We start from the raw sequence: 16272 nt of genomic DNA on the forward strand, positions 1-16272 counted from the left end.
TTATTTTTTAATAATTTTTCTTGTTATATTTTCTGTTTTTCCTTTGAATTTAATAAAGTAAATACCACTTTTTAATCCTTTAGTACTAATACCTTCTTTTTCAAACTCTTTAACATCTCCTTTTTCGATTAATGATCCTTTCGAATCAAAAAGAAACCAGTTTGTATAATTTTTGCTGTTATTATTGATTTTAAACTTAACCTTATCTTGAAATGGATTTGGAAAAATGACTATCTCGTCGTCATTTTTTTTTAATTTACCTTCCATACTCAAAAGATCTTCTCCAGAACCTTTAATAATAAGAACTTTTGATGAAGCACTTCCAACATCATTAAAAGCCGTAACTCTAAAACGATGCCATGAATTTAAATCGGTATTTGTTAAATTATAACTTGTAATGTTTGAATTTGTTTGAGCTAAGGAAACATATGACCCATTGATTAATTGTTCAATCTTAAAACCTTTTTCATTTTGCGACAAGTCCAGCCATCTCAGTTGAATTTCAGAATTTGATAATCGACCTCCTTGAATAAATTGAGGCGCAGCAGGCGCAGGTATTTCACTAAATATGGATATCTCAGCACATGAAGCATGTCGATTGCCATTTACTTCTGATAATGCTACAAGTTTTAAGTACCTTCCTGAAATTTCATTAGAGAAAACCACATCTTTCCTATCTTTAGTAGCTAACCACGATCCTTGAGCGACTAATACCCAATTTGACTGATCATCAGAAACATAAAACTCATAATCTTTAATCATACCATTCAGGTTACCATCTTGTCGTGGTAAGTAACTGAATCCACTAAAAAGTGGTGTTTCATTCATATCGATAACCAACTCATGCGGATAGGTTGTAAGCGGATTTGCTTCAAACCATTGTGTATGCCACATAGAGTTAGCATCATTGTCAAATGCTTGAACTGCTTCACCGTCTTTATTAAGTTCTTGACTGTCTACAGAAACTAGTTCCCATTTCTTTTTTGCTTCCTCATTTGAATCATATTTAATGATAACATAATTAGAATAAAAAGATTCGGCGGAACCATTTATGGCCTTAACTCGGTATCTAGCAATGGATTTATCAGGAAAACTGATATCAGTATAAGACGTTGTATTAGCAGGCAACATAGCGAGTTCTATAAACTCCCCTTCAACCGATCTTTCCAAAACAAAACCAGTTTCGTTGTTTGACGCGTCATGCCAATCTAACTCAATATCCCCGTCATTATTAATAACATTTAAATTTGTTGGCGCTAATATTTCAGGAGCCTCATGATCTATTTTAAACTTTAACACCCCAGAACCATACGTGGAAAAAACCACTGTATTTGTTTTAACTAAATATTCCACATCTGTAAAATCAACAGTAGGTGTATATGCATGAACCATTGAGTACCATCTATCCCTATCTACAGAATATACCCAAGGTCCGGCTTTACCCGCAGCTGCATAAATAAATTTTTCGTCGGGAGAAAGAGTAAATTCTCTAATTTGAAATACATTTAAACCAGTAGAATGATCTACAAATGTTTGTCCGCCATCCGTACTTATTGAGAATTTATTTCCAACACCGGCATAGTACACTGTTTTTTCATCTATAGCGGATGCTTTGATTACGTGTTGATTTTTTGTCCAATTGCCCCAAACTGTAGTATTCGCTTTAGGTAAAAGGTCTTTATTTGTTGTGGTATGCGCAAATGTTTGGCCTCCATCTTCAGAATATAAAAAATCACCATTTTTTGCAGATACATACCAGAGATCTGGGTTTATAGGAGAGAATCCAAGGCCTGTAATTTCACTGCCTGTTTCTGTTCCAAAATCAAAATAATGATCCGTTTTAATGATGCTTTTAGAACTAGGATTGTATGTGAACTTTCTTAATTTGGCACCAGCAGCTACATAAACGGCATCTTCATTTTTAACTGTAGAAGCAATTAATGGAGCAGACCACCAAGATCCAGTAAAATTTAAGTCCGTAGTTGTTGGGCTTGGCATAGCAAAATCTCGGTGATACAATGTTCCAAAATAGAGCCAGGTCCAAACAGAGGCGCCGTCATCTGCTACGGTAGCACGAAAGGCATCTGTCGATCTTATTTCTCCAGAACCAGTGCTAGTAGCACTTAAAGGAAAATCTCTTGCCCCTCTATCTTGTGTAGCTGTAAATGATTTATTGTAATTTTCACTGTGGCCAGCATCATACGCCATGTGTGTAGGGGCTGTATTGTTAAGTTGAATATAGCTGAATTTATCTTCAGGTGTGTAAGACATAAAAACACCAAAATCATTACCTACCACATGAAAAATACTACCATCCGCTTTTTCATACATGCGTTGATGCTGAACATCCCAGCCTTGTCTATTTGAAAAACCTTCATGGGTGACACCAAAATCTCTAGACATACGAATATCTGTATCACCAGAAAATAAAATATTTGGTTGGGTTGGATGCATGGTTCTCATGGCGTTGTTACCACTGTCAGTCGTTTTTGTTGTCCAATTCACTCCGCCATCAGAAGAATAGTATACATGTTTATTTCCTGCTATTGTAAAATGTGTAACACCGTTAATTACAGTACCCATGACGTTTCCAAAATGAGTAAAAACAAAATTTGGCGATTGAACTAATTGATAGTCTGCGTCGTTAGGTCCAAGTTTATAAATAGATATATTTTTTGTAGAGCCATTATGCATAAACAAATAAATATTTTCAGATTTCAACGGCTTAACAATATGCCCTGTAAAATCATTTCTTAAAAAGGATAAGGATGAAGCTGTATAAGTTATTCCATCCGTAGAAAAATGCGGTTTTCTTGTAATATTATCTATGGAAGCAAATGTGGCAATTCTATCGACTCCACTAGCCGTTTTAGCAACACCAACATCCTGACTCGACCATTGATACTTGACGTTTGAATTGGTCCAACTTCTACCTTCATCATCGCTATACTCCATAAAAGTATTATCTCGGGATCTTATCATTCTAAAAGAACCATCAGGCAAGTTTATGCCATATAAGTACATGTCATCAGCATCATCATTATAATTGTTTTTATTGTCTAATAAAGTCCATTGTGTATTAGATGTGTTGTTCTCATCCCTATCTACACGATATAAATGTCCAGCATAGGAAATCACATAAAGAACGTCATTTTCTTTATCATATAAAGAACCATCTACACGATAACCATAACCTGTGTAAATACTGCTATCATTTGTTAGAAATTTGACATCAGACCAGCTGCCCGTTACTAAACCATCTGCATAACTTGCATTTGTTGTTGCATTCATTTTTAGGTTCCCTTTTAAACTTGCCACTTTAGCATAATTTTCATTTAGTAACATCTCTTCTGGAGAAATATTTCCTTCGGGATGTTCTTCTGGATCATGGGAATAGGCTTCCGATGCATCCGAATGGTTAGTCTGAAATGTTTTTAAAGAAAATATTATTGTCGTAGTAATAATTACAAATAATGCAAGAATTGAAATTTGAGTAGTTGATTTTTTCATTTTCAAATTGGTATTAGTTAATACAAACTTAATTAAGAAGAAAAACTAGGAAGGGCACAAATCAGCAAAATAAGAGTTATAAAATGGCCAAATCGTTAAAAAAGCAGTTATAATTTAAAATAAGAGCATTAACAAATAGATAAACTTAAGATTTTATGTATTTAAATTAAAGATAAGACAATGAGTGCTTTAGCTAAATAGTTTACAATTCTGTTAATAACCCCGTTAACAACTATAAATGTTTCAAACATGTTTAAGTTTTAATATTCAATAATTTTAATAAAAACTCTCAACCATGAATACACGACAACATAACTTAAAAAACATGCGTCCTGAAATTACAAGTGCAACCATTCACGACGCTATGAGTAATGACGAACGTTTCCAAAATTTAATACTGCGCCCTATCATAAAGTTGCAAAATGATTTGTTTATTGAAGTTTTTAAAAACTATATTGTCAAGCATAAATTAATGTTTTACAATTTGCCAATAGAAAAGCGTTTAGAATATATTGAAAGTGCTTTGAATAAAGATGTGAAATTTCGTAACTCATTAAAAGGTATGATAATAGGTTTATTTACTGTTGAAGAATATGCCATTTATATCCAGAATTCTTCGGCTATAAACAAACGTATGATGCAAATTGTAAAAGAACGATTAATTAGTAACGTGCAGCTATTTAATCAACCCGAAGAAGTGCTTAAAGCGGTATAAAGAACTTAATGACAACAAAACAGAAACTATTGCAAATTTGTAACAACCATGTAGATAAACGCATAAATGATTACAAAGAAGAAGTTAATTTAATAAAAGAATCTATAGCCAGTAACGATAAAGGTAATTCGGAAGGTGACGATTCAGGCAACGGTAAATTATTAAATGACTTAGAAAAAAACATGACTTACTTAAATGATGCCAAAAAAACCAAAGAGTATCTAAGTAATATAAAAACAAATATAGACAGTAAAGAAGCTGTCCTAGGCAGTATTGTAAAAACAAATATGATGAGTTTTTACATCTCAACCAGTATTGGTAAAATAGAACTTGATGATGCTGTTTTTTACGCTATTTCGGTAAACTCGCCTATTGGGCAGTTGTTAATTAATAAACCGATACATACTAGTTTTGAGTTTAACCAAAACAAGTATACTATTACAGAAATTATATAAGAGACTCCCCATTCAAATTGGTAGTAAGTACATCGCTCATATAATTAAAATATGGGCGAATACCTTTAAACGATTGGTTTACATCATCAAAAAAAGCATCACTTAACACTTGAGAGTCTGTATATTTTTTAACAAAAATGTATTGTTTCTTTTTTATTAAATCGATGGATTTATGGTCTTTACTAAAACCCTTGGGAGCCGTTTTTACTTCATCGCCTACAAAACCTCCCCAAACACTTTTAAATTTTTCATTTTTTAAAATGGCTCGTATTTCTGTAGCGTCCATTTCAAACTCTTTTCGAATGCGTAATAAATCGGCTGGAGCAGGTTCCCAAAATCCAGTGGCAATAAAACTTTCATCATTGGGTTGAATATGCAAATAATAACCGCCCCTTAATTTTGGTTTTGTTCTGTGGAATGAACCACCAAAATGTGTTTTATAAGGTAACTTGTTTTTTGAAAAACGCACATCACGATAAATACGAAACATTTTCAGCTTATCGATTTCATCATGTTCATTTAGAGCTGTTAAAACCGAATTATAAAAAGCTTTAACATCCTTTTCTATTTTTTTGAATTCAGACTTATGCTCATTAAACCAATCTCTATCATTGTTTTTTTCTAATATTTTGAAAAAGTCTAAGGCTTCTTTTTTAATTTTCGGATTCATTATATCTATTTTAAATTACAATGCCTCTAAAATACAAAAAAGTCCTGTTTTAACAGGACTTTTAAGACATTAAGTAATTACCTCTCACATTAATTACTTCTGTACTAAAATAAATTCTTGACTCGTTACGGTTCTGGTATTTTTATCATAATACTCTATGGTAAAACTTCCATCTTCATTAAAATATCCAATTCCCGTATCATTTCCATTCTGAAATAAATAATGGTTTTCTCTATTGAATTTAACAATATTACCATAGGCTCCTGGTATTTCATTACTTGTATTTAATACAGAAAAACCATTGTCTACTTTTTGGAAACCATATTGTTTACCTTCAAATTCGTAATACATAGTTTCTTTTTTAGAATCATAGGAATCTCCCATATCATCATCAACTTCAATAGTTTTCTTGATTTTTACAGGACTGTCTACAACGTCTTTATCTCTTTTGTTTTCATCCTTTTGGGCGAATTCAATATCTTGTTCTTCTCTAGTGGTTACTTTAATTTTTTTCTCTACTATTCCAGATCCATTATTAGTCTTCACCGTTTTTACTGTAGACTCTTCTGATATATTTTTAGGCTTTTCCTGTGCCCAAATACTAGTAGCAAACAAGAACGCAAAGGCATAAATTATATTGTTCATTTTTTTAGTTTTTAATTGTTAATTGCTTTATTATTTTTATAAATAAATAGCTATTTATTAGTTACTTAACTTAATTATTTCATGTATTTGGGTTTAACTTCTTTTTATCCCACCTCGCATTAATGATAATATAAAAAGTACAAGGAAGAAGAAGAAAAATATCTTAGCTAAACCAGCTGATGCTCCTGCTATACCTGAAAACCCTAACACTCCTGCAATTAATGCTATAACTATAAATGTGATTGTCCATCGTAACATAATTTTGAGTTTTAATGATTTATAATTAATTTTTGAAGATTTAACTTCTGGTACAAAGGTGCGGCTTCATAGAACATTACGTGTTACATGTTTTTTATTATAAATTGTATAATTCACACGAATCTATTATCAAAATACTGATAATCAATAATTTAAAAAAAAAGTAACTAAGGAATAATAAAATAATAATTTGAAGATGGGTTAAGAAAACTCTATGCTATTAAGAATCAAGCCAGAAGCTGGAGCAATATAGGTCATTTTAATAAAACAGTCTTGCTCTAAACTTTTAGAAATGGTTTCTAAACTTAGTTTTCCTTTGCCTAAATCAATAAGTGCCCCCATCATGAGTCTTATTTGATTACGCATAAACCCTTTACCTCGAACACGAAGTATGTATGTTTTTTCGGGGAAGTAATTAGCGGTGTATAAGGTGTTTTCAACGAGTTCGCAGGTTATAATGTCTCGATTGTAAATACCATTATCGGTAGGTTTGAAACAATACGATTTAAAATAATGGGAGCCTTCAAAAAGCTTAGCCCCTTGTTTCATTAAATCAATATCTAAATCATCCAGAATGGTAGTCATGATAGGCGCACAAAATGGATGGCATTTTTCACCATACGTGAATAAATAAAGATATTCTTTAATTTTTGAATGGTTGATGATATTGAATGTGTCATCCACTTCTCGAATACCCGTTGCTCGAATGTCTTGTGGTAAATTATAGTTAAACAGACTTAAGAATGCATCTTGGTCTTCCAGTGGTTCTTCTAAAAACAATTCAAAAGCAGCACATTCGGCCGATACCATGGCATCCGTTCTACCTGAACTTAAGCTTTTAAAATATTTATCTTCTAATATATAATTCAACGTTCTATCCACCATCAAATGCAAGGTTTTCACCTGGGGTTGTTTTTGCCAGCCATGAAAACGATAGCCTAAATATTGAAGGGTTATAACGTAGAAAAACTTTTTCAAAAATATAAATGAATTTATTTATGTCTGCTTTTCAATTCAGCTTCAATATCCTTTAAACTAAATCCTTTTGCCTGTAATAACATTAAATAATGAAACAATAAATCTCCAGATTCGTAAAGAAATAGTTCATCATTGGTATCCATAGCTTCAATAACTGTTTCAACGGCCTCCTCGCCTACTTTTTGCGCTATTTTATTAATACCTTTTGAAAACAAACTCGCTACATACGATTTACTTGTGTCTTTGTTTGCCACACGTTCGGCTATCACATTCTCTAAAGTTGAAAAGAAACCATAATTCGAGTTGTTTTCTTCGCTCCAGCAAGTATCCGTTCCTTTATGGCATGTGGGGCCTACAGGATTTACCTGAATAAGCAACGTGTCATTGTCACAATCGTTTTTTATAGAAACAAGATTTAAAAAATGGCCACTTTCTTCACCTTTGGTCCATAATCGTTGCTTACTTCTACTAAAAAAAGTAACTTGTTTAGTTTCTACTGTTTTTTGGTAAGCTTCATCATTCATATAGCCCAACATCAACACGTTCTTTGTTGTAGCATCTTGAATAATGGCAGGAACTAATCCGTTTGTATCGTATTTAATAGTCATAATTTTTATCATTCCTGCGAAGGCAGAAATCTGTTTTAATTTTAAAAGATTACTTCGTCATGCTTCCTCGTCATGAGGTTACAATCGTACTTCTATATGGTGTTTTTTTAATTCTTTTTTTAAATCTGGAATGGGTATTTCACCAAAATGAAATACACTTGCCGCCAAAGCTGCATCTGCTTTTCCTTCCTTGAAGGTATCAACAAAATGTTGCACATTGCCAGCACCACCTGAAGCGATTATCGGAATATTTAAAGTTTCAGATAATGTAGCCAAGGCTTCGTTTGCAAATCCATTTTTAGTACCATCATGATCCATGGAGGTAAACAAAATTTCACCAGCACCTCGGTTTTCTACTTCTTTTGCCCATTCGAATAAATCGATATCCGTTGGGATGCTTCCGCCTGCCAAATGCACTTTCCAATGACCATCAATTTGTTTTGCATCAATGGCAACCACCACACATTGGCTTCCAAATTTATTAGCCAATTCATTTACCAAATCGGGACGTTTTACCGCTGATGAGTTGATAGACACTTTATCGGCTCCACATTTCAAAAGCGCATCTACATGTTCAACAGATGAAATACCACCACCAACTGTAAATGGAATGTTTACTTGTTCTGCTACATGCATTACCATATCTAAGGTCGTGGCACGCGCTTCTAAGGTTGCAGAAATATCCAGAAACACCAATTCATCGGCACCAACACTGGCGTATTGTTTAGCAAGTTCTACAGGATCTCCAGCATCGCGTAAATCAACAAAATTCACACCTTTTACGGTACGCCCATTTTTAATATCTAAACAAGGAATAATTCTTTTTGTTAACAAAGCTTTTTTTATTTAATTTAATTCTTTTGATGAGACACTTCGACAAGCTCAGTGTGACATATCGATTCCGTTTAGTTTTGCAACTAACTAAACAAATTTTTCGAGTTGTTTTAAGCTGATTCTGTTTTCATAAATCGCTTTTCCAATAATAACGCCTTCACAACCAATCTCTTTTAAAATGGGTAATTCTTCAATGGTTGAAATACCTCCTGAAGCAATCAACTTTATAGATTGTCCATTGCTACTATTAGAACATTCTGATATTATTTGTTTATACAAATCAACCGACGGCCCTTCGAGCATACCATCTTTAGAAATATCGGTACAAATAACGTACTGAATACTCTTTTTTTGATAGGCTTTTATAAAGGGAATGACGTCTTCTTTACTCTGTTCCATCCATCCACTAATAGATACTTTTCCATCATCACTATCAGCTCCTAAAATAATTTTGGTGGCACCATATTTTGAAATCCAACCTTCAAAGGTTTCAGGATCTTTAACAGCAATACTCCCCCCTGTTATTTGTTTTGCTCCTGAATTGAATGCAATATGCAAATCTTCATTAGTTTTTAAACCTCCACCAAAATCAATTTTCAGATTGGTTTTTGATGAAATTTGTTCTAAAACTTTATAGTTTACAATATGCTGTGCTTTAGCTCCATCTAAATCTACTAAATGTAGATATTCAATACCAGAAGCTTCAAACATTTTAGCCACTTCAAGTGGATTTTCATTATAAACTTTTTTGGTATCGTAATCCCCTTTAGTTAAACGAACACATTTTCCGTCTATAATATCTATGGCTGGTATAATTCTCATTTTTAATATTTAATATTAAAAGTTACATATTAGAAGTTACAATCTGTAATAAGATTTGAATTTTCAAACACTAACTTATTTTAAATTATTTCTTTTTGCTGTATTAATTGAAGCAACAGTAATTGCTAATAGTTCTTTTCCTTCTTTTTGAAGTTTCAGAATTTCATCTGAATGTTCAGAAAGTATTTCTTCAAAAACTTCTAACCCATGTACACTTTCATCTACTTCTTCTTCAACTATTTTAGTTTATATATGAAATCACTTGTCGATTTTGCTCTCTGAGAAGCTCGATAATTAGCACCAACAGAACTAGAACTTTTAATTAATTGATTGACAAACGCATTATATTCACGAGATTTAGGAACCTTAAAACAAAACTTCCAACAATCTATTCCAAATCGTTTAGTTCTTTCTATCCGTTCATTTCTCATTTTAAAACTTTTAATATCTAACTTTCAACTTCTAACTTTAAAAAATTCTTTAAAATTTGTTCTCCTGCTAAACTACTCTTTTCTGGGTGAAACTGAACCCCGTAAAAGTTTTTATGTTGTAATGCTGAAGCATAATTAATACTGTAATCGGTGGTTGCAATGGTTTCTGCACAGTGCTCAGCATAATAGCTGTGTACTAAATACATGTATTCATTTTCTTTGATATCTTTGAATAACCCAGATTTCAAATCTTTGATAACATTCCATCCCATATGCGGCACTTTTACATCGTTATCAAAGCGTTTAACCTTCGTTTTAAAAACGCCCAATCCTTTTGTATTTCCCTCTTCAGTAAACTCACAAAGCAATTGCATGCCTAAACAAATACCTAAAACAGGCTGTTTTAATTTAGGAATTAATGTGTCTAATCCCGTTTCTTTTAGCATAACCATGGCGGTACTAGCCTCACCTACTCCTGGGAAAATAATTTTATCGGCAGCTAAAATTTCTTCAGGATTGTTTGATAAAACAGCATCCATACCTAAGCGTTTAAAAGCAAATTGTATGCTTTTAATATTTCCTGCGCCGTAATCAATTATTACAATTTTCAATTTTAATGGTGTTTTTATATTATTATTTTTTTGAAAAGTGTAATAACAAATTTCAAAACTTAATTTCAAACTCCTCAATTTTTCACTGTTAGAATTTGAGATTTACTTTTTATAAAACTCCTTTTGTAGAAGGTAAAAACATCTTGTTTGAGTCTCTTTTAACAGCCATTTTCATAGCTTTTGCAAAGGCTTTAAAAATACCTTCAATTTTATGGTGTTCATTTGTGCCTTCTGCCTTAATGTTTAAATTACATTTGGCACCATCGGTAAACGATTTAAATAAGTGATAAAACATTTCGGTTGGCATGTCTCCTATTTTTTCACGTTTAAACTCGGCCTCCCATTCTAACCAGTTTCTACCACCAAAATCGACCGCCACTTGTGCTAAACAATCGTCCATTGGTAAACAAAAACCGTAACGTTCTATACCTAATTTATTTCCTAATGCTTTGTTGAATAATTCACCTAAAGCAATCATCGTATCTTCAATAGTGTGGTGTTCATCAACTTCTAAATCGCCATTAACTTTTATGGTTAAATCCATAGCGCCATGACGCCCAATTTGATCGAGCATATGATCGAAAAAAGACAAACCGGTATCAATATCATTTTTACCAGAACCATCTAAATTTAGTTTGATGTAAATCTTAGTTTCATTGGTGTTACGTATTATTTCTTCAACTCGATCTTCCAGTTTTAAGAAGTTATAAATTTCTTCCCAATCGTTACTTTCAAGAGCGATATAAGGATCTAATTCCTCTCGCTTTACGGTAATTTCATTCGTTCCTAAATGGGTTTCATCATTAATAAAAATCCCTTTAGAACCCAGATTTTTGGCTAACTCAACATCTGTAAGTCTATCACCAATGACGAAAGAATTTTTTAAATCGTAATGGTTGGTGAAAAATTTAGTTAATAAACCTGTGTTAGGCTTACGAGTTGGCGCATTGTCTTTAGCATACGTTTCGTCAATATAAACCTCTTTAAAATCAATCCCTTCATTTTTAAATGTATTAAGTACAAAGTTATGAATAGGCCAAAATTTCTCTGAAGGATTATCAGGCGTTCCCAATCCATCTTGATTAGTTACCATGACAATTTCATAATCTAATTCTTTGCAAATTTTGCTTAGAAATTGAAATACTTTTGGGTAAAATATTAGTTTTTCAAAAGAATCCACTTGCTCATCGGCAGGTTCTTTTATTAATGTGCCATCGCGGTCTATAAATAATACTTTTTTCATTAGATAGATTTTAAGGTATCTATTAATATTTTGTTTTCTTTTGAAGTCCCAACGGTTAAACGCAAAGTGTTTTCACATCCAGGTTGCGTGGTTCGGTTTCTTATAACGATTCCTTTTTCGATAAGTTGGTTGTAACGCATCGTAGCATCATCCACTTTTACCAACACAAAATTAGCGTCTGACGGATATATTTTTAAAATATAGTTGATAGACTGTAATTCTAAAATTAAAGCGCTGCGTTCCTTTAAAATATCTTTAATTTGATTACTCGTCAAATCTTTAATATTTAAAAGCTCCATGGCTTTTTTTTGAGTGAGTTGGTTAATATTATATGGAGGTTTAATGGTATTTAAAACTTTAATAATTTCAGCGGATGCAAAACAAAGGCCTAAACGAATACCTGCCATAGCATATGCTTTAGACAAGGTTTGTGTTACAATCAAGTTAGGATATTGATCTAATTTAGAAATCCAACTGGTTTCATTTGAAAAATCAATATAAGCTTCATCAATAACCACAATGCCTTTGAAGTTTGAAACCATGCCCTCAATAGCTTCAGGTGTAAAACTATTTCCTGAAGGATTATTTGGTGAACAAATAAAAAGCACTTTGCTATTTGTATCGGCACTATTTAAAATTTCTTCCACTTTTGGCTGAAAATCGGCATCTAAATTTACTTTCTTAATAGCAATTGCGTTCAAATTAGCCAACACCTCATACATCCCATATGTAGGTGGTAAAATGATGACGTTATCTTGATTTGGTTCACAAAAAGCTCTAAAAATAAGATCTAAAACTTCATCACTACCATTCCCTAAAAGAATTTGGTTGGATGGAATCCCTTTGATTTCTGATAAAATACTTTTTAATGCGCCTTGTTGTGGATCTGGATAGCGGTTTACACCATTTTCAAATGGATTTTCATTCGCATCTAAAAATACCATAGCATCGGTAACCCCTTGAAATTCATCGCGTGCCGAAGAATATGGTTTTAAAGCCTTGATGGTTGGGCGAATTATATTTTTTAAATCAAAATCTGTTTTCATAATTAATTTTTGAACTAGGTTCAAGAGATTCCTGCCTTCGCAGGAATGACAAATTTATTTTAAATCCTTTAATCGAATGGAAACTGCATTTTTATGTGCTTGTAAACCCTCAGCTTCTGCCATAAGCTCTATGGTTTCACCAATATTCAAAATACCTTCTTTTGATATTTTTTGAAAGGTCATACTTTTAGAAAAACTATCCAAATTCACACCTGAATAGGCTTTGCTAAAACCATTGGTTGGCAAAGTATGGTTGGTTCCAGAAGCATAATCACCTGCACTTTCTGGTGTATAATCACCAATAAACACAGATCCGGCATTTTCAATATGATCTACGTAAAAGTCCTCGTTTTGAGAACAAATAATAAAATGTTCTGGGCCGTATTCATTTATTAATTCCAACGCCAAAGTATCATTTTCAACATAAATAAGCTTGGAATTGCCAATCGATTTTTCGGCAATCGCTTTACGCGGAAGCACTTCTAGCTGCTTTTCAACTTCCTCTGAAACCTTATCAATTAAAGTTTTTGAAGTTGAAACTAATATAACTTGACTATCTACACCGTGTTCTGCTTGGCTTAATAAATCGGATGCGATATATGAAGCATTCGCTGCTTCATCAGCAACCACCAGCAATTCACTAGGCCCAGCAGGCATATCAATAGCTACGCCGTATTTAGTGGCTAATTGTTTAGCAACGGTGACAAACTGATTTCCGGGGCCGAATATTTTATAAACTTGTGGAATGGTTTCGGTTCCGAACGTCAATCCTGCAATAGCTTGAATCCCTCCTACTTTTATAATTTTAGTGACACCGCACAAATGGGCTGCAAATACTATTTCTGCTGCTAAGGCTCCTTGTTTATTTGGTGGTGAGCATAATACAATTTCTTTACAACCCGCTATTTGAGCGGGAACAACTAACATTAAAACGGTTGAAAACAAAGGTGCTGTACCTCCTGGGATATATAAACCTACTTTTTGTATAGCACGTTTTTCTTGCCAACATTGCACTCCTTGAGTCGTTTCAACTTCTATCCTATCTGTTTTTTGTGCTGTGTGAAACGCTTCAATGTTATGTTTGGCGGTTTTTATAGCCTGTTGAAGCTTTTCTGGAACAGCATTCATTGCTTTTTGGATTTCTTCAGAAGTTACAATGTGGCTATCTAAAGAAATACCATCAAATTTTGATGTGTATGTTTTTATAGCAGCATCTCCATTCTTACGAACATCCTCAAAAATTTGAATAACCGTTTCTTCAATATCACCAACAGTTTGAGTCGGTCTTTTTAAAACCTGGCTCCAATCGCTTTTATTTGGATTATTAATTATTTGCATCTTCTTTATTGTTGAACCGTTGAATCGTTTCATTGCTTTAATCGTTAATAAATAAACACATCAACGATTAAACAAATAAACTTTTTTAAAGCACCATTTTTTCTATAGGACAGACTAATATACCTTGTGCGCCTTTGGCTTTTAAATCATCTATAACATCCCAAAAGGCGTTTTTGCTTATTACCGAGTGTATGGAACTCCAACCGGCTTCTGCTAAAGGCAATACTGTTGGACTTTTCATTCCTGGTAACACATCAATAATGGCTTGCACTTTATCATTTGGTGCATTAAGTAATACGTATTTAGATTCTCTTCCTTTTAAAACGGATTTGATTCTGAATTGAATTTTATCTAAAATGGCTTGTTTTTCAGCATCTAAAATAGGAGACACGGCTAAAACCGCTTCCGATTTTAAAATCATTTCAACTTCTTTTAAATTGTTTTTAAACAAGGTGCTTCCGCTAGAAACAATATCGACTATGGCGTCTGCTAAACCAATATTTGGCGCTATTTCAACAGAGCCATTTATAATATGAAGATTTGCTGTGATCCCTTGAGCTTTAAGATAATTTTGAACCGTATTGGGATAGGATGTAGCGATCCGTTTTCCATCTAAATCTTTAATGCTTTTATAATCCATGTTTTTGGGCACCGCAATGCAAACACGGCATGAAGAAAAGCCAAGCTTTTCAGCTATATTTATACCGTCACCTTTTTCAATTAGTACATTTTCACCAATAATGGCGGCATCTACAACCCCATCTTTTAAGTATTGTGGAATATCACCATTTCTTAAATAGAAAACTTCAACAGGAAAATTTCTTGCTGATGCTTTTAATTGGTCAATGCCATTATCAATAGAAATACCTATATCTTTAAGTAATTCCATGGATTCGTCGTGTAAACGACCTGATTTTTGTACTGCAATTCTTAATGTACTCATTGTCTTGTTTTTATGAGTTTGAAACAATCTAATTGGATTAAAAATTAAAAAACCCGCTTGATTGTCTCAAACGGGTTTAAAAAATATGTTGATTTTATTCAATACATCTTCACTTCGCTTGAGAGCAAATTTGAAAATGATGATGATGTAATTGAATAAAGTTCATTTTTATGTTTTTTACTTTTGCAAATATCTATAATTAAAGTTAATTATTCCAAATAATAGTAATAAAACTTCCTACTATTAAGTAATCTTTATTTATAGCTGATATTAATTATTTAATATTCAAAATATTTTAAAAAAGTTGAATATTTTTATTGATTTCCAAGAATAATTGGTAATCCACTATCTCCAGAACCAATCACAATGACTTTACTGTTTGGTGATTCTGCCAATTTCATAGTAGCATCAATACCTTTATCCTGTAAAATTTTATCAGTTAAAGAAGCGCTTAAAATCCTGTTAGATTCCGCTTTACCTTCCGCTTCAATAATTACTTTTTCGGCTTCTTTAGAGGCGGTTACCAATCTAAATTCATATTCTAATGATTCCTGTTCTTGTTTCAGTTTACGTTCAATAGCATCTTTAATTGTTGATGGCAATGTAACGTCTCTAACTAAAACCTCGTTCAATTGTATGTATTGAGGTTCAACTATTTTCTTTGTTTCTTCAAAAATTTCTTGTTGAATAGCATCTCTTTTACTAGAATACAGTTGTTCTGGTGTATAACGTCCCACAACGCTACGTGCAGCTGAGCGAATAGCTGGAAGCAACACACGCTCTACATACATTTCACTTTTTTCTTGATGCAATTTTCCGAGATCTACAAAATTAGGTTGAAACCAAATAGAAGCTTCTAATTTGATATCTAATCCATTAGAGGATAATACATTCATTTTTTCTAGCATTTCTTGCTGACGTACTTCATAAATAAAAACTTTATTCCAAGGTGCTACAATATGAAACCCTTCTCCTAAAGCTGGTTCATCAATTACAACACCTTCTCCAAAGGTTTTAAATAATACACCTGCTTGACCTGAGCCAATCGTTACTGCCGATTTAGTAAGTAATACAATTAATACGATTGCTCCAATTATAATTGGAAATGCGATTTTTGGTAATTTTTCCATTCTTTATTTTTATTTAAATTAATCCGTTATATTTT

Annotated in this window: 17 protein-coding genes; 2 read left to right on the forward strand and 15 right to left on the reverse strand. The window is 32.8% G+C overall.

Annotation, left to right across the window (positions count from 1 at the left end):
- The gene (locus tag QLS71_RS16535) at positions 1 to 3510 is read right to left on the reverse strand and encodes a discoidin domain-containing protein (RefSeq protein WP_308991891.1); all 3510 of its coding nucleotides are present in this window, start codon (positions 3508 to 3510) and stop codon (positions 1 to 3) included.
- 295 nt (positions 3511 to 3805) lie between these two features.
- On the opposite strand from QLS71_RS16535, the gene QLS71_RS16540 reads away from it, so the two are divergent.
- Together QLS71_RS16540 and QLS71_RS16545 are read left to right on the forward strand one after the other, a co-directional pair.
- Positions 3806 to 4225 (forward strand): glyoxalase, encoded by a 420-nt coding sequence (locus QLS71_RS16540; RefSeq protein WP_308991892.1) that lies wholly within the window; start codon positions 3806 to 3808, stop codon positions 4223 to 4225.
- Positions 4226 to 4233: 8 nt separating this feature from the next.
- Entirely contained in the window at positions 4234 to 4680 is a 447-nt protein-coding gene (locus QLS71_RS16545) for a hypothetical protein (RefSeq protein WP_308991893.1), read from the forward strand.
- Here QLS71_RS16545 and QLS71_RS16550 read toward each other — a convergent pair.
- The 14 genes from QLS71_RS16550 to QLS71_RS16615 form a co-directional block, all read right to left on the reverse strand.
- A complete protein-coding gene (locus QLS71_RS16550; RefSeq protein ID WP_308991894.1) occupies positions 4673 to 5350 on the reverse strand; it encodes a DUF2461 domain-containing protein in 678 nt (225 codons plus the stop codon). The two genes, QLS71_RS16545 and QLS71_RS16550, sit on opposite strands and share 8 nt — an antisense overlap.
- A gap of 93 nt (positions 5351 to 5443) precedes the next feature.
- The gene (locus QLS71_RS16555) at positions 5444 to 5995 is read right to left on the reverse strand and encodes a hypothetical protein (RefSeq protein WP_308991895.1); all 552 of its coding nucleotides are present in this window, start codon (positions 5993 to 5995) and stop codon (positions 5444 to 5446) included.
- Positions 5996 to 6088: 93 nt separating this feature from the next.
- A complete protein-coding gene (locus QLS71_RS16560) occupies positions 6089 to 6253 on the reverse strand; it encodes a DUF1328 domain-containing protein (protein ID WP_308991896.1) in 165 nt (54 codons plus the stop codon).
- Between the two features lie 201 nt (positions 6254 to 6454).
- Positions 6455 to 7237 carry a tRNA pseudouridine(38-40) synthase TruA gene (locus QLS71_RS16565; RefSeq protein ID WP_308992091.1) on the reverse strand — a complete coding sequence of 261 codons (783 nt, stop codon included), beginning with the start codon at positions 7235 to 7237 and terminating at the stop codon, positions 6455 to 6457.
- A gap of 8 nt (positions 7238 to 7245) precedes the next feature.
- Positions 7246 to 7839 carry a bifunctional phosphoribosyl-AMP cyclohydrolase/phosphoribosyl-ATP diphosphatase HisIE gene (hisIE, locus tag QLS71_RS16570; protein ID WP_308991897.1) on the reverse strand — a complete coding sequence of 198 codons (594 nt, stop codon included), beginning with the start codon at positions 7837 to 7839 and terminating at the stop codon, positions 7246 to 7248.
- 78 nt (positions 7840 to 7917) lie between these two features.
- Positions 7918 to 8673: an imidazole glycerol phosphate synthase subunit HisF gene (hisF, locus tag QLS71_RS16575; RefSeq protein ID WP_308991898.1), complete on the reverse strand. Its 756-nt coding sequence runs from the start codon at positions 8671 to 8673 to the stop codon at positions 7918 to 7920.
- Positions 8674 to 8760: 87 nt separating this feature from the next.
- The gene (gene hisA / locus QLS71_RS16580; protein WP_308991899.1) at positions 8761 to 9495 is read right to left on the reverse strand and encodes a 1-(5-phosphoribosyl)-5-[(5-phosphoribosylamino)methylideneamino]imidazole-4-carboxamide isomerase; all 735 of its coding nucleotides are present in this window, start codon (positions 9493 to 9495) and stop codon (positions 8761 to 8763) included.
- A gap of 236 nt (positions 9496 to 9731) precedes the next feature.
- Positions 9732 to 9926, reverse strand: coding sequence for a four helix bundle protein (locus tag QLS71_RS16585; protein WP_308991900.1), 195 nt, complete (start codon positions 9924 to 9926; stop codon positions 9732 to 9734).
- A gap of 17 nt (positions 9927 to 9943) precedes the next feature.
- On the reverse strand, positions 9944 to 10537 hold the full coding sequence (hisH, locus tag QLS71_RS16590; RefSeq protein ID WP_308991901.1) for an imidazole glycerol phosphate synthase subunit HisH: 594 nt from the start codon (positions 10535 to 10537) through the stop codon (positions 9944 to 9946).
- 109 nt (positions 10538 to 10646) lie between these two features.
- Complete coding sequence (gene hisB, locus QLS71_RS16595; RefSeq protein ID WP_308991902.1) at positions 10647 to 11780, reverse strand: bifunctional histidinol-phosphatase/imidazoleglycerol-phosphate dehydratase HisB; 1134 nt, start codon at positions 11778 to 11780, stop codon at positions 10647 to 10649.
- Positions 11780 to 12826 carry a histidinol-phosphate transaminase gene (hisC, locus tag QLS71_RS16600; protein WP_308991903.1) on the reverse strand — a complete coding sequence of 349 codons (1047 nt, stop codon included), beginning with the start codon at positions 12824 to 12826 and terminating at the stop codon, positions 11780 to 11782. The genes hisB and hisC overlap by 1 nt, the downstream gene beginning before the upstream one ends.
- Positions 12827 to 12880: 54 nt before the next feature.
- Entirely contained in the window at positions 12881 to 14164 is a 1284-nt protein-coding gene (gene hisD, locus QLS71_RS16605) for a histidinol dehydrogenase (RefSeq protein WP_308992092.1), read from the reverse strand.
- Between the two features lie 85 nt (positions 14165 to 14249).
- A complete protein-coding gene (hisG, locus tag QLS71_RS16610) occupies positions 14250 to 15107 on the reverse strand; it encodes an ATP phosphoribosyltransferase (RefSeq protein ID WP_308991904.1) in 858 nt (285 codons plus the stop codon).
- 314 nt (positions 15108 to 15421) lie between these two features.
- Entirely contained in the window at positions 15422 to 16237 is an 816-nt protein-coding gene (locus QLS71_RS16615) for a prohibitin family protein (RefSeq protein ID WP_308991905.1), read from the reverse strand.
- Between the last annotated feature and the right edge of the window lie 35 nt (positions 16238 to 16272).

The organism is Mariniflexile litorale (assembly GCF_031128465.2).
Taxonomy (GTDB): Bacteria; Bacteroidota; Bacteroidia; order Flavobacteriales; family Flavobacteriaceae; genus Mariniflexile; species Mariniflexile litorale.